Origin of the sequence: Nonomuraea monospora (assembly GCF_039531895.1) — a bacterium.
Taxonomy (GTDB): Bacteria; Actinomycetota; Actinomycetes; order Streptosporangiales; family Streptosporangiaceae; genus Nonomuraea; species Nonomuraea monospora.
Genome location: NZ_BAAAQX010000017.1, coordinates 68,200 through 84,692, shown reverse-complemented (window position 1 = coordinate 84,692; position 16,493 = coordinate 68,200). Strand labels below are relative to the sequence as shown.

Annotated in this window: 17 protein-coding genes; 8 read left to right on the top strand and 9 right to left on the bottom strand. The window is 71.5% G+C overall.

All coding sequences use genetic code 11. The features are described from left to right. Positions 1-29 precede the first annotated feature (29 nt). A complete protein-coding gene (locus ABD331_RS30160) occupies positions 30-587 on the bottom strand; it encodes a putative glycolipid-binding domain-containing protein (protein ID WP_344481764.1) in 558 nt (185 codons plus the stop codon). A gap of 94 nt (positions 588-681) precedes the next feature. On the opposite strand from ABD331_RS30160, the gene ABD331_RS30155 reads away from it, so the two are divergent. Then, on the top strand, positions 682-1,278 hold the full coding sequence (locus tag ABD331_RS30155) for an RNA polymerase sigma factor (RefSeq protein WP_344481762.1): 597 nt from the start codon (positions 682-684) through the stop codon (positions 1,276-1,278). Beyond that, positions 1,268-2,437 (top strand): CU044_5270 family protein, encoded by a 1,170-nt coding sequence (locus ABD331_RS30150; RefSeq protein ID WP_344481759.1) that lies wholly within the window; start codon positions 1,268-1,270, stop codon positions 2,435-2,437. Before ABD331_RS30155 ends, ABD331_RS30150 begins: the two co-directional genes overlap by 11 nt. Positions 2,438-2,498: 61 nt before the next feature. Here ABD331_RS30150 and ABD331_RS30145 read toward each other — a convergent pair whose 3' ends face one another. Then, positions 2,499-3,002: an NUDIX hydrolase gene (locus tag ABD331_RS30145; protein WP_344481756.1), complete on the bottom strand. Its 504-nt coding sequence runs from the start codon at positions 3,000-3,002 to the stop codon at positions 2,499-2,501. Then, positions 2,999-3,568 (bottom strand): GNAT family N-acetyltransferase, encoded by a 570-nt coding sequence (locus ABD331_RS30140; protein ID WP_344481753.1) that lies wholly within the window; start codon positions 3,566-3,568, stop codon positions 2,999-3,001. Before ABD331_RS30140 ends, ABD331_RS30145 begins: the two co-directional genes overlap by 4 nt. A gap of 210 nt (positions 3,569-3,778) precedes the next feature. Between ABD331_RS30140 and ABD331_RS30135 the strand changes: the two genes are divergently transcribed. Further along, positions 3,779-4,288: a P-loop nucleotide/nucleoside kinase family protein gene (locus ABD331_RS30135; protein ID WP_344481750.1), complete on the top strand. Its 510-nt coding sequence runs from the start codon at positions 3,779-3,781 to the stop codon at positions 4,286-4,288. On the opposite strand, the gene ABD331_RS30130 is transcribed toward ABD331_RS30135, so the two are convergent. The 3 genes from ABD331_RS30130 to ABD331_RS30120 all read right to left on the bottom strand — a co-directional run bounded on the left by ABD331_RS30130 (position 4,276) and on the right by ABD331_RS30120 (position 5,615). Continuing rightward, entirely contained in the window at positions 4,276-4,662 is a 387-nt protein-coding gene (locus ABD331_RS30130; protein WP_344481748.1) for a DoxX family protein, read from the bottom strand. The genes ABD331_RS30135 and ABD331_RS30130 overlap by 13 nt on opposite strands. Before the next feature lie 94 nt (positions 4,663-4,756). Further along, positions 4,757-5,065 (bottom strand): hypothetical protein, encoded by a 309-nt coding sequence (locus ABD331_RS30125; protein WP_344481746.1) that lies wholly within the window; start codon positions 5,063-5,065, stop codon positions 4,757-4,759. 262 nt (positions 5,066-5,327) lie between these two features. Beyond that, on the bottom strand, positions 5,328-5,615 hold the full coding sequence (locus ABD331_RS30120) for a hypothetical protein (protein ID WP_344481743.1): 288 nt from the start codon (positions 5,613-5,615) through the stop codon (positions 5,328-5,330). Positions 5,616-6,175: 560 nt separating this feature from the next. Here ABD331_RS30120 and ABD331_RS30115 point away from each other — a divergent pair. Next, a complete protein-coding gene (locus ABD331_RS30115; RefSeq protein ID WP_344481741.1) occupies positions 6,176-7,180 on the top strand; it encodes an XRE family transcriptional regulator in 1,005 nt (334 codons plus the stop codon). Positions 7,181-7,294: 114 nt separating this feature from the next. After that, positions 7,295-8,125, top strand: a complete 831-nt coding sequence (locus ABD331_RS30110) for a DNA-processing protein DprA (protein WP_344481739.1) — start codon at positions 7,295-7,297, stop codon at positions 8,123-8,125. A gap of 217 nt (positions 8,126-8,342) precedes the next feature. Here ABD331_RS30110 and ABD331_RS30105 read toward each other — a convergent pair whose 3' ends face one another. From ABD331_RS30105 to ABD331_RS30095, 3 genes are all read right to left on the bottom strand, one after another. After that, positions 8,343-9,725: a hypothetical protein gene (locus ABD331_RS30105; protein WP_344481737.1), complete on the bottom strand. Its 1,383-nt coding sequence runs from the start codon at positions 9,723-9,725 to the stop codon at positions 8,343-8,345. Positions 9,726-9,882: 157 nt separating this feature from the next. Further along, positions 9,883-11,631 carry an acetyl/propionyl/methylcrotonyl-CoA carboxylase subunit alpha gene (locus ABD331_RS30100; protein ID WP_344481734.1) on the bottom strand — a complete coding sequence of 583 codons (1,749 nt, stop codon included), beginning with the start codon at positions 11,629-11,631 and terminating at the stop codon, positions 9,883-9,885. A gap of 20 nt (positions 11,632-11,651) precedes the next feature. Further along, on the bottom strand, positions 11,652-12,371 hold the full coding sequence (locus ABD331_RS30095) for an SDR family NAD(P)-dependent oxidoreductase (protein ID WP_344481731.1): 720 nt from the start codon (positions 12,369-12,371) through the stop codon (positions 11,652-11,654). A gap of 120 nt (positions 12,372-12,491) precedes the next feature. Here ABD331_RS30095 and ABD331_RS30090 point away from each other — a divergent pair, with 120 nt between their 5' ends. From ABD331_RS30090 to ABD331_RS30080, 3 genes are all read left to right on the top strand, one after another. Continuing rightward, positions 12,492-12,764 carry a WXG100 family type VII secretion target gene (locus ABD331_RS30090; RefSeq protein ID WP_187414691.1) on the top strand — a complete coding sequence of 91 codons (273 nt, stop codon included), beginning with the start codon at positions 12,492-12,494 and terminating at the stop codon, positions 12,762-12,764. Positions 12,765-12,859: 95 nt separating this feature from the next. Next, complete coding sequence (locus ABD331_RS30085) at positions 12,860-14,026, top strand: S8 family serine peptidase (RefSeq protein WP_344481727.1); 1,167 nt, start codon at positions 12,860-12,862, stop codon at positions 14,024-14,026. Between the two features lie 98 nt (positions 14,027-14,124). Continuing rightward, entirely contained in the window at positions 14,125-16,491 is a 2,367-nt protein-coding gene (locus ABD331_RS30080; protein WP_344481724.1) for a serine/threonine protein kinase, read from the top strand. The last annotated feature ends 2 nt before the right edge of the window (positions 16,492-16,493 follow it).

Genomic DNA, 16,493 nt, shown 5'->3' with positions numbered 1-16,493 from the left:
ACCCCGCGCCCGCCGTCTCGCGCCCGCCGTCAGGCTTTCCGCGTGGCCAGGCCGGGGTAGTCGAGCAGCAGCCCGTGCTCGTCATACGCCAGCCTGCACGCCACCCCGAAGACCGGCGCCACGTAGTCGTACCCTCCCTCGGTGACCCGGGCGTAAGGCTGATCCAGCCGCTCGACGGCCAGATCAAGAGCGCGCACGTAGGCCGCAGGGGCAGCCGACCCGGCGCCCGCGGCTAACCCGAGACGGTGCACAGGAAACGTGTTGGTCATCGCCGACGCCTCCAGATCCACATCGAAGCACCCGTCCAGATGCGCCGCAGGCGTACCGTCCACCACCCAAGACCTCGCCCCGTCCGACTCCAGCAGCGTGCAACGGGCGCCCGCCACCGACCGGCTCGTAACCCTGGCACGACGCGTGACCCAGCCCGCGTCGAGGTCGATCACGTAGTCCACAACCCACGTGCGGCCGTCCTCGACCGCCGTAGTGCACCCCTCGACGCGCGGCGGGCGAAAGTAGGCGACCTCGAAGCCCGCGCGGGCGGTGTGGTGGCGCCAGGCAGCCGTCTGCGGCAGGGGTGCGAAGCTCACGGAGGCGATCCTGCCATTCAGGTACGACGAGAACTCCAAATCCCCGTCCGGGTGAAAGAGGGTGACAGGACGGAAGAAACGGAGCCCCACCTTGATGCCGGATACAGAGGCTGACGACGCGGAGGTGATCAGGCGTGCCCGGAGCGACCCTGGGGCCTTCTCGGCGCTGTTCGACCGGCACGCCGCCGCCCTCCACCGGTACGTGGTGCGGCGGCTGGGCGACGAGCTGGCCGACGACGTCGTCGCGGAGACATTCCTGGCCGCGTTCCGGCGGCTCGGCCACTACGACACCGCGCACCGCGACGCCAGACCCTGGCTGTACGGCATCGCCGCCAACCTCATCGGCAAGCACCGCCGCGCGGAGGTCCGGGCGTACCGGGCGCTGGCCAGGAGCGGGGTGGACGAGGTGGCCGAGGGTTACGCCGACCGGGTCGAAGCCCGGGTGTCGGCCGGGGCCGCGCAACGGGAACTGGCCGAGGCGCTGGCGCGGCTGTCGGCGGAGGATCGCGAGGTGTTGCTGATGATCGCCTGGGCCGACCTCTCGTACGAGGAGGTGGCGACGGCGCTGGGCATCCCGGTGGGAACGGTGCGGTCGCGGCTGCACCGGGCCAGGAGGAAGACCCGGGCGGCGCTGGGCGGCGTCGATCCGACCGCGGTGGCCGACGAGGGAGGGGATGGGCGTGGACGATGACCTGACGCTGCTGAGGGAGCTGCGCGCCGACGCCCCCGAGCCCGACGCCGAACGCCTGAACGCCCTGCGCACCCGCGTCCTGGACACCCGCGTCCTGGACACCCGCGTCCTGGACACCCGCGTCCTGGACACCCGCGTCCTGGACACCCGCGTCCCGGGCGGTCGCGTTTCGGGCGGTCGCGGCATCCGGCCGGACGGGAGGTGGTCGCCCAGGCTGCGGGCGGTCAGGGTGCGGGCGGTCAGGGTGCGGGCGGTCAGGGTGCGGGCGGTCAGGGTGCGGGCGGTCAGGTGGCGGGGGCTGTGGCTGGCGCCGTCCGTGCTGGCGGTCGTGACCGCCGTCGCCGCGCTCTTCGTGATCCTGAACGGCGCCGCCCACCGCGTGCCGCAACCCGTCACCGCCGTGCGGACCACCCCCATCGACTCCCCGCGCGCCATGCTGCTTCAGGCCGCCCTGATGGCCGAACGACGCCAGGCGAGCGGCCCGCCACGGGACGACCAGTGGCTGTACCGGAGGGTCGCGACACGGCAGCCCGGCGACACCGAGCGCACCACGCAGGAGTACTGGACCCGCTACGACGGCACGGAGCAGGTCGTCCGCCAGAACGGGGGCGCGATGCAGCGGCACCGCATCGAGCCCGACCCGGACGACGACGACCTCACTCCCAAGGAGTACGCCGCCAAGCTGGCCGCCCTGCCCACCGATCCGGCCAGGCTGCTGGCCCACGTGCGGGCGGACAGGCACTGGTCCGCGAAGCCGGAGGGCGAGAAGCCTGGGGAGCATCCCGACGCGCGCGTGTTCCGCGTGCTGTCCGTCTATCTCGAAGAGGAGGTGACCATGCCGCCCGAGCAGGAGGCGGCGATCTTCCGCGCCCTGGCCGGCATCCCCGGCATCCGGGTGGACCACGGCGTGCCCGACGCGGTGGGCAGGCAGGGCATCGGCATCGCCTACGACCTCGGCGCCCAGCACGACGCGGAAGGGCAGCTCGTGTCGCGCTCGTACCTGGTGCTCGACCCGACCACGTACGAGTTCCTCGGCAGACGCGTGGAGAACCTGCAGGACGACGTCCTCGACGGCGAGCTGCTCGCCAGGAAGGGCACCTACTACGCCACGGCCGAGCTGGCCGCGGGCGTAGTGGACCAGCCAGGCCTGGTCCCATGACCCATTTGCCGGACGATCAGGAAGATGCCGGGGCAGCCCTATGGGCCCAGTGCCGGACGGGTCAAGGCAGGTGCCAGGGCAGCACGACCGGCGCGGCCGGGGCGTCACCGGCCACGAGCCGCGCCACCAGCGTGCCGAGCCCGCGCGGCACGACCGGCTCCGCACAGGCCGCCAGCTCCGGCGGCGCCCACCACTGGAACCGGTCGGTCGTCTCCCGCTCCTCCGCGTCCATCCCGGACGTGTCCACCTCCAGCCCCGCGCCCACCCGCAGCATGAAGTAGGAGTCGCAGGAGTGGAACCGCCGCCCGTCCAGGCTCCAGCCGCCCTCGCTCGTCGCCACGACCCGCCCGAGCGTTTCGGCGGCCACGGCGTGCCCGAGCTCCTCGCGCAGCTCACGGGCGGCGGCCTGCCGGGCGCTCTCGCCCGGGTCGATGCCTCCTCCGGGCGTGAACCACGCGTACGGCTGATCCCTGACCTGCAGCAGCCGCCCCCGGTAGAGCAGGACGCGACCGGCGGGATCGACCATCAGCACCCGGGCCGTCGCCAGCGAGATCACCCCACTCACGTGGCCGTCACTTGTGAGTTCAGGCCGCTCACGTGACCGGTCATCTCGACGGTGAGCGCCCAGCGCTCGTGATCCCGCCAAGCCCCGTCAATGAACTGGAAGTTCGGCGAGTACCCCTCCCGCTGGAACCCCACACGTTTGATCAAACTCAACGATGAGGCGTTGTCAGGCTGGATGTTGGCCTCCAGCCGATGCAGCCCCATGTCGCCGAACGCATGCCCGACCAGCAACCCGAGCCCCTCCGTCATGTACCCGCGGCCGGTGGTGGACGCGTACGCCGAGTAGCCGATCATCGCGCTCTGATGCCCACCGCGGATGATGTTGTTGATGTTCACCCGGCCCACGATCGCGCCGCTGTCACGCAGGCAGATCAGGAACCCTTCGTTCGCAGGCCCGTCGAACCGGGTCATGTACCGGGCGAAGGCCTCGTACGTGACGATGGGGCCGCCGGGCATCCACCGGGCGAGCATCGTCGCGCTCTCCTCGTTCAGGGCGGCGAGCTCCTCGAAGTCCCGCATGCTGATGTAGCGGAGGGCCACTCGCGGCCCTTCGGCAAGATAGATCACACGGGCCATTCTCTTCGCAGATCACCCAGCCGGGCAGAAGACGGCCTCGTCCAGCGGGGGCGTCGGTGTTGGAGACGGCCGGCGTGGCGGACACGGCGAGCTGCAACCGTCCGCCGGGCGAGGAGGCTACTGGCCAGTACGTCGAGCGCCGCCCGCACCATGAGTAGGCCGGTGGCCGTTTCCCGCCTGTTTCCGGGCACCATGAGAGGCATGCTCATCGTCATCGGAGGTCTCCCAGGGGCGGGCAAGACGACGCTGTCCCGCCTGGTGGCCCGGCGCCTCGGCGCGGTACACGTCCGCATCGACACCATCGAGCAGGCGATCGTCCGCTCGGGCCTGGCCCGCCAGCCAATCGGCCCGGCCGGCTACGTCGTCGGCTACGCCCTCGCCGAGGACCACCTCCGCCAAGGGCTCACCGTGATCGCCGAGTCGGTGAACCCGCTGGCGGTCACCCGCGACGCGTGGCGCGAGGTGGGCGTGCGGGCGGGCGTGCCGGTCGCGGAGGTGGAGGTGACGTGCTCCGACCAGGACGAGCACCGCGACCGCGTCACCACCCGCTCCGTCGACATCCCCGGCCTGCGGCTGCCGGAGTGGCGGGAGGTGGTGGAGCGCGAGTACGAGCCGTGGGACCGCGACCACATCACCGTCGACACGGCGGGCCGGACCCCGCAGGCCTCGTTCGAGACCCTCATCGCCCACCTGAAGCCTCACCTGGAGTAGGTCAGGACCAGCGCAGGGTCCAGCGCCAGCGTCGCGGTCGCCAGCCCGAGGAACACCACGGCCAGCGCGAACTGCGACGAGAAGTCGTACACCCGCAGATGGGTGTAAAGCGCGCAGACGAAGTACAGGATCAGCCCGGCCGCGGCAGCCGTCCCGACCAGCGGCACGCCGAGCAACCCCAGCCCCAGCCCCAGCGCCCCCAGCCCCTTGAGCAGGCCGATCGGAAAGACCAGCCACGACTCCGGCACCCCCGCACGGGCCAGCGCGGGTCCGAGCGTGCGCATGATCGGCTTGAGCCTGGTCATCGCGGCGAAGGCCGAGAACGTGTTGGCGGCGATGGTCAACAGGGCGATGACGACGTACGCGGTGGACATGAGATCTCTCCAGCTCACAGGTGGACGGGCCACAGACGCCACCTGAGAGCGTGGAGAGGCGGATTGTGTGACGCGAAACCCCTCCAACAGCGGCTCAGCTCCTGCGCTCCCAGGACGCGCGGGCCGCGTAGGGCATGTGGGTGGGGCAGTACTTCGTCGACCGCTGCCCCGCGCCCGTCCAGCGCCCTTGGTACACGCTGCCGTACTTCGAGGTGGCGCTCGGCTTGCAGGTGACCACGACCCGGAAGTCCTTGCCGGAGCGGCAGGTGGCCTGGCCGTGGTCGAGGGACGCGCTGCGGTCGACCTTCGCCGTACAGACCGGCAGCGCGCTCGCGGCGCTGGGGGTGACGAGGAAGAACGTTCCGGCCACCGCCAGGGTGAACGCGGTCACGAGCCGTCGCATGGGTGCTCCGTTTCCGAGGGTGATTGCTACGGGGAGAGATTGGATCAGTCGGCGGTATGGCGTCGGTATGCGGAAGACACCGGTAGTCTCACGCCGGAAGCCGCCAAGACGGCCCAGCGCGATCACCGAGCCACACCCGCTGCCCGTCCCGATCGACGGTGAGCCCGAATTCCGACTGATGCGGGCTGCCCGCCTCCTGCCACGTCCGGATCGCCTCCTCCACGCCGTCCCACAGCCGCATCGGCCCGTGCTGGCGCACCGATCAGCCGCCGCCGTCCGGGGTGCGGCGCGTGGTGGCCTGCGAACCGGTGGCCACGTCCAGCAGGACGACCTCGTCACCGGCCCCCATCTTCTCGGCCGACGGCGCGCCGAGCTGCGCGACGAACAGGCCGGTCCAGTCGTCGAGCAGGTTCGGGTCGATCACGCCGGCCCGCTCCTCGCCCAGCCCGATCAGGTACGACGACCGAGGCGGACGCGCGTGCGGACGGGCGAACATGAACGCCACGTCGTCGGCCAGTGCCGCCGGCCCGTACCTGGAGGAGCCACGCAAGCGGGATGTAACGCACGGAGCACGTGGCGACCAGGCGGTCATACGGCGCGTTGCCGGGCCGCCGCCTCCGTGATCGGGGAAAGGGGCCATTCGCGACAGTCCCCACGGACGAGTTGCTTGCATGGATTCCTCCTGGTGACCGAACGAATTTCACTGCCATGGTGTATGTGTTCGGGGGAGATATCGAAGAGTGTGGAAGCTGGAGTCCGGCCTTCCATCAATTCCAGCAATCCGGAGAGCCGATGCCGCGCCGCTCAGACACCGTCGATCCGAGTGTTTCTCCCTGGCATCTTCTAGGCTCTGAGCTGCGCTTCTGGCGAGACGAGGTGCACGGGATGAGCCTGCGGGAGGCTGCGGCGAAGGTCTTCTGCGACGACGGTGATCTGTCGAAATGGGAACGAGGTCTGGCGCGCGTTCAGCCGGACCTGATTCAGCGATTGGACGATCTATATAGCGCTAAGGGTCGCCTTTTAGCGCTATATACCTTCGCGTCCGAGCTTTGTCAGTTTCGCCGGGGTACGCTCGAACCGTCGAGCCCATCGGGTGGCAAGGACGGTGACATGCATCGACGTGCCGCCATGCAGCTCTTCGCCGCGCTCGGAGCAGGGGCCGCCATCCCGCCGGGCGTCCTGGAAGACGTACTGTCCGGGGTGGAACGTTCCCTGGACGTGCGGGTGAATCTGGACGAGTGGGAGAGCGCGGTCGACGAGTACGCCCACCTGCACGTCAGGCGGCCGGTCGGCGACCTGATCAGAGACCTGACCTCGGACGTCATCGCTGTGGGCCGCCTGCTCGACCGCGGCTGCCCGCCGTCCGCGCAGGCCGGGCTGCTCCGGGTCAGCGCCGGGTTGTCCGGCCTGCTCGGCACCGAACTGAGCGACTTCGGCGACCTGCGGGCCTCCCGCGTCGCTTGGAGGACTGCCCGCCGGGCGGCGGACGCCTCGGGCGATCGTGATGTGGCCGTGTGGGTGCGCGCCAAGGAGGCCTCGGACGGCGTCTGGGGCGGCAGGCCAGTTCCGGTCATCGCCGGCCTCGCTGACGAGGCGATCGCCATGGCGCAGGGCGCTCCCAGCTATGGGCTGTTCAGGGCGCACACCGTACGGGCGCGGCTGGCCGCTCAGCAAGGCGATCACGCCACGGCCCGATCTGCCCTTCATGACTTCACCTGGACGCTGGAGAACCTGCCACAGGGGACGAGGTCGGCGGATGCGGCGTTCGGCTTGGTGCGGTCCGGTCTGGGAGGAGGCTTCCTGAACTGGCATCAAGCGGACATCCGCACCACGATAGGCGACGGCGCTGCCGAGCGGACGGTGGACAGCGCGCTCGCCGCCTACCCCGCCGAGATCCCAGGGCCGCGCGTCCTGCTGCAGCTCATGCACGCCGTGCGGCTCGTACGAGAGCGTGACGTCCTTGAGGGGGTCGGACACGCCCTCTCCGCCATCCAGACCGGTCACGTCAGCTCGGCCCAGCGGCACTTCGTCAAGCAGCTTCTCAACGCCCTGCCCGAGCAGGCGCACGGCATGGACACAGCCAAGGAACTGCGCGCGCTGGCGGGTGCCGGTTAGGTGGCTGTCACGCCGTCGGAGCAACGCGATCGGGCTGCGTTCGTGGCGCTGCTCCAGCGTCCGGGAGCGGACTGGGCGGCCCTGGGCTTGTCAGCCTTGGAGGGAGGAAGCGCGATGGCCCTGCTCAGGGCTGAGCTGCGGATGGAGGCGGCGCCGCACTCGGAGGTCGATCCAGTGGGTACGGCGATCGCGCAGGCCGCAACGGCTCTGGCGCGGTGGGAAGCGGACGGCATCACCGTGCGCACCTGTCTGGACGAGCGCTATCCGAGCCAGCTCCGCAGCATCCATCAGATGCCGCCGATCCTCTTCACCCGGGGGCAGCAGGCAGCCGATCAGCGGGCGATCGCCGTCGTGGGCACCCGGCACGCCGGCGAGCGGGGTCTCCGTGCCGCTACGGCGATCGCCAGGGAGCTGGCGTTGAACGGTGTGACCGTGGTCAGCGGGCTGGCGAGCGGGACCGACACGGCGGCGCATCAGGCCGCGCTCGATGCGGGCGGCCGGACGGTGGCGGTCATCGGGACGGGGATCGACAGGTTCCACCCGGAGGAGAATCGCGGCCTCCAGGAGCGGATCAGCCGCGACGGTCTCGTGATCAGCCAGTTCTGGCCCGGCACCCCACCCGAACGGCGGAACTTCCCGATGCGCAGTGCCGTGATGAGCGGTTACGCGGCGGCCACCGTGGTGGTGGAAGCGCCCCCACAGAGCGCGGCCAGGACTCAGGCGCAACTCGCGTTGGAGCACGGTCGCGCGGTGGTGATGTTCGAGGAGTTGCTGGAGCACGAGTGGGCTCGGGAACACGCCGAGAAGGCCGGGGTCTTTGTCGTGGCCGGGCTTCATGAGCTGCTTGCGGTCGTGGACGACCAGATCGCCGATCTCAACGCAGGCCCTGACTCGGTGGTGGGTATCGAGTGGGGCGCTGACCTGCCGAGCAATGCCTGGAAATAGCGAAGAGCCCCAGATCCTGAGATGGATCTGAGGCTCTTGGATCGCCGCTGCGGAAGCCGGTCAACACTCGGGGGTCCGGGGGCCGGGAGGCCACCGGTTGGGGGGTGTGGGGGAAGCTCCCCCACAGTCACAGCCCGGAGCCGAGTGGCGCGAAGCGCCTCCCTGCGTAGGCCCGAGCAGTTACCCCGCACAGCCCGAAGTTGAGCCTGGGGGCTCTTTACCAGTCGCCGCCGCCGAAGTCTCCACCGCCGAAGTCGCCGCCGCCGCCACCGAAGTCGCCCCAGCCGCCGCCGTCTCCGCCACCGAAGTCGCCGCCCATGTCGCCACCGCCGCCGTCGGCGTAGCCCTCGGCGTAACCGGCGCCGTAGCCGCCGTAGCCGAAGCCGCCGCCGAGCATGCTGCCCATCATGGTGCCGATGAACATGCCGGTCATGATGTCGCCGAAGCCGCCGTAGTAGCCGTAAGCGTACGGCTGGTAGGCCGGGCCGGCGTCGTAGTAGGGCCTGCGCTGGCCGTCCACCATGACTTCGCGCATCTGCGGGTCGAAGCCGCGCTCGACGGCCTCGGCGTCCATGCGGCAGGCGGGTACGTCGCGGACGGCGCCGCCGGGCGGGGCCCAGCGGACGTCGCGGACGGACGGGCCGTGCTGCGGGTTGAAGAAGCAGGGGGCGCGCCGCTCGGGCACCGGCTCGTTGTTGACCCTGGCCTTGACGACGGCGAGCGCGTAGCGGCCGTCCTCGAGGGTCTGGGTGACCTCGCGCACCTGGTCGGCGCGCTGGACGGTGTTGAGCTGCGTCTTGGCCTTCTCGTAGGAGTCGAGCGCCGTCTGCCATTCGTCGATGTGCTTGCCGCCCTGGCCGGTCAGGGTGACGTCGGTGTCGAGGGCGGTGATCTCCTCGCCGAGCTTGGTGACGTCCTCCTCGACGGTCTGCTTGACGGCGGCGAGGTCCTTGGCCTCCTGGATGGCGCGCTTCTTCTTCTTGTTGCTGGAGTAGAGGAAGTAGCCGCCGCCGCCGACCACGACGAGCGCGCCGAGCGCGAGGAGGGCGGCGGTGCCGCCTGCGCCCGGGTTGGCCTGGCTGCCGGTGTCGAGGGCCGAACGGTCGCCCTTGACGGCCATGTCCACGCGGTTGGCGAAGTCCTTCATGCCGGCCACGACGTCGCCCGAGTTGGCGTTGACCGAGAGGTCGGACAGCCGGGCGGCAAGACCTGGCTGCTTCAGAGCGCTCGAGGCGGTGAGCATCGTCTGGCCGTCGAGCACGACGATCGTCGCGCTGGGACGGCCCGCGGCGGTCAGCGCGGTGTTGAGCTGGCTCAGGTAGGGCCCAACGCTGGACTCATCGACCGTGCCGTCAGGCAGCGCCACGGCGTAGATCTTGCTGTCGGCACCCTTGAGCGCGTCATTGATCTCGCTCTGCTGGTCCGACGACAAGGAGGATCCGGACACCGCGTACAGCGGGTCTTTCTTCCAGTTGGACACCACGGTGTTGGCATCCGGTGGGGCCGCCGCGTGGGCGGCAGGGGACAGCGCAAGAACGACGATTAGACCGGCGATCAGAGCCGCGATCGCGGCCCCTGCTCGGCGCAGCGAATGGGTCATTGGCAGCAAGCCTCCTTCGCCCTTATGGACGAATGGGCGATCGGCAAAGTTCCTTAGTGGGCACGCTACCTGTCCTGGGACGCGCGGGCGCACATCGCGGCCGAAGTGCCGTGCACCGGTTGTGCGCGGGTCAGGGAGATTCAGGGTCAAGCGCGGCTCAGGTGTTCTTGATCTCGCAGATGGTGGCGCCCGCCGTGACGGTCTGGCCGATGGCCGCCGTCAGGCCTGTGACGGTGCCGGACTTGTGGGCGGCGAGCGGCTGCTCCATCTTCATGGCCTCCAGGACGACGACCGTGTCGCCCTCGTTGACCACGTCGCCGTCGCCGGCCACGACCTTGGCGATCGTCCCCTGCATGGGGCTGACCAGCGCGTCGCCGCCCGCCGACGACGCCTTCCTGACCTTGCGATCGGTACGCCGCGGAGCCGCGGCGGCGGCGGGGGCGCCGGAGGCGCCGAGCCCGGCGGGCAGGACGACCTCCAGTCGCTTGCCGCCGACCTCGACCGTGACCGTCTCGCGAGGGGCGGCGCCTGCGGAGGAGGCGGTGGCGCCCGAGTACGGGGCCACGGTGTTGTCCCACTCCGTCTCGATCCACCGCGTGTGGACGGAGAACGGCGCGGACGTGAACGCCGGATCGGTGACGACGGCCTGGTGGAACGGCAGCACGGTCGGCATGCCGGTGATCTCGAACTCCGCCAGCGCGCGCCGCGCCCGCTCCAGCGCCTCCTGGCGGGTCCGCCCGGTCACGATCAGCTTGGCGATCAGCGAGTCGAACGTGCCCGGCACGGTCATGCCGGCCTCGTACCCGGCGTCGAGGCGCACCCCGGGGCCGGAGGGCGCGCGCATGGTGGTCAGCGTGCCGGGGGCGGGCAGGAAGCCGCGCCCGGCGTCCTCGGCGTTGACGCGGAACTCGATGGAGTGCCCGCGCAGGGCGGGGTCGTCGTAGCCGAGCGGCTCGCCGTCGGCGATCCTGAACATCTCGCGGACGAGGTCGATGCCCGACACCTCCTCGGTGACGGGGTGCTCGACCTGCAGCCGGGTGTTGACCTCCAGGAACGAGACGGTGCCGTCCTGCCCGACGAGGAACTCGCACGTCCCGGCGCCGACGTAGCCGGCCTCGCGCAGGATGGCCTTGGACGACTCGCGCAGCAACGCCTCCTGCTCAGCCGTCAGGAACGGGGCGGGCGCCTCCTCCACCAGCTTCTGGTGACGGCGCTGGAGGGAGCAGTCGCGGGTGGAGACGACCACGACGCCGCCGTGCGCGTCGGCCAGGCACTGGGTCTCGACGTGGCGCGGCCGGTCGAGGTAGCGCTCGACGAAGCACTCGCCGCGCCCGAACGAGGCGACCGCCTCGCGGACGGCGGACTCGTACAGCTCGGCGACCTCCTCGATGCGGCGGGCGACCTTGATGCCGCGCCCGCCGCCGCCGTACGCGGCCTTGATCGCGATGGGCAGCCCGTGCTCCTCTGCGAACGCCACCACCTCGGACGCGTCCGCGACCGGGTCCTTGGTGCCCGCGACGAGCGGCGCGCCGACCTTCTGGGCGATGTGCCTGGCCTGCACCTTGTCGCCGAGCGCGGCGATGGCGGCGGGCGGCGGGCCGATCCAGGTCAGGCCGGCGTCGATGACGGCCTGGGCGAAGGCGGCGTTCTCGGCGAGGAAGCCGTAGCCGGGGTGCACGGCGTCGGCGCCGGAGCGGCGGGCGACGCCGAGCAGCTTGCCGATGTCGAGGTAGGTCTCGGCCGGGGACTGGCCGCCCAGCGCGTACGCCTCGTCGGCGACCTTGACGTGCAGGGCGTCGAGGTCCTGGTCGGCGTAGACCGCCACGCTGCCGATCCCGGAGTCCGCACACGCCCGGGCCACACGTACGGCGATCTCGCCGCGGTTGGCGATCAGAACCTTCCGCACCCGCGTTGTCCTTTCCTGAGTCAGCGGCCCAGGTACGCGCCGCCGTTCACGTGAAGCACCTGCCCCGTGAGGTGCCTGGCACCCGCGGAGGCCAAGAAGAGCACGGTATCGGCCACGTCGGCGGGGCTGCCAGGGCGGCCGTTGCGGGTGTTCTCCACCCGCGCCCTGATGCCGTCGTCGGTCAGCCGGCCCTTGAAGAACTCGGTGTCGAGGACGAGGCCGGGGGAGACGACGTTCGCGGTGATGCCCCGGGGGCCGAGCTCGGCGGCCAGGTCGGCGGTCCACGACTCCAGGGCGGCCTTGGCGGCGCCGTAGGAGCCGGAGCCGGTGCCCCTGGCGGCGATGGAGCCGATGGAGATCACCCTGCCGCCGTCGTTCATGCGCGGCACGAGCGCGGTGGTGACGAGGACGGCGGACATGAGGTTGGCGTTGAGGTTGGCCCACCAGGCCTTGGCCACGTCGATCGGCTCGCGGGGCTGCCTGCGGTCGAGGTTGGTGTTGCCGCCGGCGTTGTTGACCAGCACGTCCACGCGCTCGGGCAGGTCGGGAAGCGCGGCCCGCACCTCTTCAGGGCTGGAGGCGTCGAACGGCAGGTACCGCGCGCCGATGCCGGCGGCGGCCTTGCCGAGCACGTGCTCGCGGCGGCCGGTGATGGTGACCTGGTCGCCGAGTGAGGCGAACGCCGCGGCGACGGCGTAGCCGATGCCCGTGCCGCCCCCGGTGACCACGACCTCGCGCATGAGCCCCCCACGCGATCCGAACAATCCTCGGGTAGACCATAGCCGCTCGGCATAACGGCGGCGATGTCCCTGCGTGCTTCCTTAGGGTGATGGCGCTTTCACAGGTCTCAGGAGGTATGCATGAGCCAGAGCATGTTCGGCGGCGACCTAGCGGAAATGCAGCAGATGTCGGTGCAGTTCACGCAGCAGTCGGAGGCGGTCCGCTCGACGATGACCGCACTCGACCGCGAGGCCGCCAAGGTCGGCACGGCGTGGACGGGCCCGGGTGCGCAGCGTTTCCAGCAGTCGTGGCAGAACTACCGCACGGCCTTCCAGCGGATGGTCGAGGAGCTGTCCGAGGCGTCGCGGGTCATCGGGACCTACCGGCAGAACATCGAGTCCGCCACGAAATGAGCAACGGAGGAGGCCCTGGCGAACACGCTGCTGGGGCTTCTTCCCGTTGAGGGGCCCGTCCGCGCCCATGTGCGACCGGGATACGCTCTTTCGTCATGATTGGTCGCGTTCTCCTGGCCGGCGTGTTCGCCCTGCAGTTCGCCACCGTGCCCGCCGCCGTGCCCGCCGCCGTACCCGCCCACGCCGCCCCCGAGCGGTGCGAGCCCGAGAAGGCCAGCCCGTCCGTGGCGGAGAGCTGGGCCCAGAAGCGGCTGGACGTCAAGCGCGTCTGGCCACTGACGATGGGCGAGGGCGTGACGGTCGCCGTCATCGACAGCGGCGTGGACGAGACGCACCCCCAGATCCGCCTGGCGGGCAAGGCCGACCTGACCAACACCAGCTTCCGCGACTGCGTCGGCCACGGCACCGCGGTGGCCGGCATCATCGCCGGACAGCCCCGCTCCGACCTGCCCTTCTACGGCGTCGCCCCGGCCGTCAAGCTGCTGTCGATCAAGCAGACGACCACCTCGCTGGGCGACGTCTCGCTGCTGGCCAAGGCCATCAGGACGGCCGCCGACGAGAACGCCGACGTGATCAACGTCTCCATCCAGGCGCACGACCAGCCCGAGCTCAAGTCCGCCGTCGAGTACGCCCTGGGCAACGACATCGTGATCGTGGCCGCGGCGGGCAACGTGGAGAAGGACGACGGCTCCACCGGCCCGGCCTACCCGGCGGCCTACGACGGTGTGCTGTCGGTGGGCTCGGCCACGCCGAACGGCGGCCGTTCGACGTTCTCCAACCCCAACGCCGTCGCGGTGCTCGGCCCCGGCGAGGGCCTCAGCTCCACGTGGACGGGCAAGGGCTACCGGAGCAACCTGGAGGGCACGAGCTACGCGGCGCCGTACGTGGCGGGCGTAGCCGCGCTCGTCCGCTCCCGCCACCCCCAGCTCGACCAGCTCCGCGTACGCCGCCGCATCACGCTGACCGCGGACGGCGCCTCCGGCAGGGGCACGGGCGCGGGCATGGTGAACCCGCTGCTGGCGGTCACCACGGTGCTGCCGTCGGAGCAGGTCGCGGTGGCGCCGCCGATGCCGGAGCCGCTGCCCGCCTCCGTGGTGGACAAGGTGGTGCCGCCCGACCAGCGCTCCATCGAGGTGGCGACGGCGGTCGCGGCGGGCGGGCTGTCGCTGGCCGGGGTGGCGATCGTGGCCTGGATCTTCGTGCCGATGGGGCGGCGGCGCGGGTGGCGGGCGGGCTCGTCCGGCGGCTCCGGCGTCAATTGACGGTTAACAGTCAGAGCGCCTAACCGAAACCCCTGATGCGTATGGGGCATATTTGATTAAATGTCCTCCGATCATGACGTAATGCCGGAAGGACGGTCATGGCGGAGAAGGACCTCCCGCAGCCAGAGCGGATCGGCGGCCACGAGCTCATCGGGCGCCTGGGCGAGGGCCCGCGCGGCGTCGTCCATCTGGGACGGGAATCCGCGGACGCCCCGCAGGTCGTCGTCAAGACGCTGACCATCGACCCGGCCGCCGACCCCCGCTTCGCCGAGCGGCTGCGCGACGTGACGCGCGTGTCCAGCTCGTACGTGGCGCGCACGATCGCCGCCGGCGTCGAGAACGGCCGCCCGTACGTGATCAGGGAGCACGTCGAGGGCCGCTCCCTGGCCGAGGCCGTCGCGGCAGACGGGCCGCTGAGCGGCGACGCGCTGGACCGGGTCGCCGTGGGCATGCTGACGGCGCTGACCGCCGTGCACGTGGCCGGGTTCGCGCACCGGGGGCTCACGCCGTCCAACGTGATCCTCACCGCCGACGGCCCGCGCATCACCGACATGGAGCTGGGCGAGCCCGCGGGCGAGCTCGGCTACCGGGCGCCCGAGCAGCTCAACGGGCTGCAGTACGGCCCCTACGCCGACGTCTTCTCCTGGGCCGCCACCGTGGTGTTCGCCGCCACCGGCGCCGCGCCGTTCGAGCACGACGAGCACAGCGTGCTGCACGGGGAGCCCAGGATCGGGGAGCTGCCCGAGCCGCTGCGGCAGGTGGTCGTGGCCGCGCTGGCCAAGGACGTGACGGGGCGGCCCACGGCGTACGTGGCGCTGCTGCGGCTCCTCGGCGACGCGAACGCGCCCATCCCGGCGCAGCCCGTCCAGGGCGTGCCCGTGCCGCCGCCCGGTGACGCGGGGGTGACGTTGCTCGACGGCGTGCCCGTGCCGCCGCAGGCCGGGCCGCCCGGCGCGGGCCCCGTGCCGCCGCCCGGCGGGCAGCCGCCGCTGATCCTGCCGATCCAGCTCGCCATCGAGGGGGCCCAGGTCCCGCAGATGCCGGACGGCCCGATGCCTTCGCACGGTCCCGGCCCGATGCCTCCGCCCGGCCCGCAGCCGCCCATGGGCGGGGCGCCGATGCCTCCAGGACCGATGTGGGGGCCGCCGCCGATGGGCGACGGTGCCGTGCCGCACGGCATGCCGCCCATGAGCGAGGGTCCAGCGCCGTACGGCATGCCGCCGATGGGAGAAGGGCCGGCGCCGCACGGGATGCCGCCGATGGGCGATGGCGTGGTGCCGCACGGCATGCCGCCGGTCCCGATGGGCCCGGGCACGCCGGTCCCCGGCCCGATGGGCCATGACGGCATGCCGCCGCACCAGGGCGCCATCGTGCCGTCCCCGATGGGCCCCGGCCACCACGAGCCCCCGATGTGGGGCCCGCCGCCCATGGCCGACCAGCAGCACCAGCCCCAGCACCCGCCGCACCTCCTCCACAGGCAGGGCGACAACCAGCCGCGCAAGCCCTTCCCCATCGGCCTGGTGGCCGGGGTGACGGCCGTGGTGCTGCTGTCGGGCCTCGGCCTGTGGGGCGCGAGCCAGTACTCGGACCGGGTCACGTTCGAGCCGGTCGCCGCCGCCTCCGGCAGCCCCAGCCCGGGCAACGCCGCCGCCCAGGGGCAGGGCACCGCCCCGGCGACGCAGCCGCAGACCGAGGTGACCGCGCCGTGGGCGGCGACCACGCCCAGCCCTGACGACAACGGCGTCGGCCCCATGGTGCTGCCGACCGAGGGCCCCACCGGCTCGGCTGACGTGCCCGTCCTCACGACGGTGCCGACCCCGCCGCCGGCCGTCACCCAGCAGCCGGTGCCGGTCCCCACCGTCACCGCGCAGCCCACGCAGACCAAGGCGCCCACGGCGAAGCCGTCCAAGACGGCCAAGGCCAAGCCGACGGCCACGGTCACGAAGACGGTCCCGCCCAGCAAGAAGGCCACGCCGACCCCGACGAAGACGACCAAGGAGCCGACGCGGGCGCCGAGCCCGACCCCGACCCCGACGAAGACGACGGCCAAGCCGACCCCGACCAAGACCACCGCCAAGCCCACCCCGACCAAGACCACCGCCAAGCCCACCCCGACCAAGACCACGTCGCCGCCGAAGACCAACCCGTACAGCGCGACCCAGGTGTGCGGCAGCGGGTTCAGCGTGCAGCGGTCGAGTTCCTTCAGCGGTGGCACGACGTACCAGCTCTGGAACAACAGCACGGGGCAGAACTGCGTGGTCACCCTCAAGTCGGGCGCGAACGTCGGCAAGTCGACGCCGGTCAGCGCCACGCTGGAGGTGCAGGGCGGCGGCAGCCAGACCGACTCGGGCAGCTACGAGTACTACGCGGGTCCGGTGAAGCTGCCCGCCAAGGGCAAGTGCGTGCGGTACTCGGGCAGCGCCGGGTCGGGCAGCACGAGCGCCGGGTGGGCCAACTGCGGTTAGAG

What these genes read in the sequence shown, in the direction of transcription:
- ABD331_RS30080 (WP_344481724.1), top strand. Translation starts at nt 14,125, where the DNA reads ATGGCGGAGAAGGACCTCCCGCAGCCAGAGCGGATCGGCGGCCACGAG.
- ABD331_RS30085 (WP_344481727.1), top strand. Translation starts at nt 12,860, where the DNA reads ATGATTGGTCGCGTTCTCCTGGCCGGCGTGTTCGCCCTGCAGTTCGCC.
- ABD331_RS30130 (WP_344481748.1), bottom strand. Translation starts at nt 4,662, where the DNA reads ATGTCCACCGCGTACGTCGTCATCGCCCTGTTGACCATCGCCGCCAAC.
- ABD331_RS30155 (WP_344481762.1), top strand. Translation starts at nt 682, where the DNA reads ATGCCGGATACAGAGGCTGACGACGCGGAGGTGATCAGGCGTGCCCGG.
- ABD331_RS30090 (WP_187414691.1), top strand. Translation starts at nt 12,492, where the DNA reads ATGAGCCAGAGCATGTTCGGCGGCGACCTAGCGGAAATGCAGCAGATG.
- ABD331_RS30135 (WP_344481750.1), top strand. Translation starts at nt 3,779, where the DNA reads ATGCTCATCGTCATCGGAGGTCTCCCAGGGGCGGGCAAGACGACGCTG.
- ABD331_RS30115 (WP_344481741.1), top strand. Translation starts at nt 6,176, where the DNA reads ATGCATCGACGTGCCGCCATGCAGCTCTTCGCCGCGCTCGGAGCAGGG.
- ABD331_RS30095 (WP_344481731.1), bottom strand. Translation starts at nt 12,371, where the DNA reads ATGCGCGAGGTCGTGGTCACCGGGGGCGGCACGGGCATCGGCTACGCC.
- ABD331_RS30105 (WP_344481737.1), bottom strand. Translation starts at nt 9,725, where the DNA reads ATGACCCATTCGCTGCGCCGAGCAGGGGCCGCGATCGCGGCTCTGATC.
- ABD331_RS30110 (WP_344481739.1), top strand. Translation starts at nt 7,295, where the DNA reads ATGGCCCTGCTCAGGGCTGAGCTGCGGATGGAGGCGGCGCCGCACTCG.
- ABD331_RS30125 (WP_344481746.1), bottom strand. Translation starts at nt 5,065, where the DNA reads ATGCGACGGCTCGTGACCGCGTTCACCCTGGCGGTGGCCGGAACGTTC.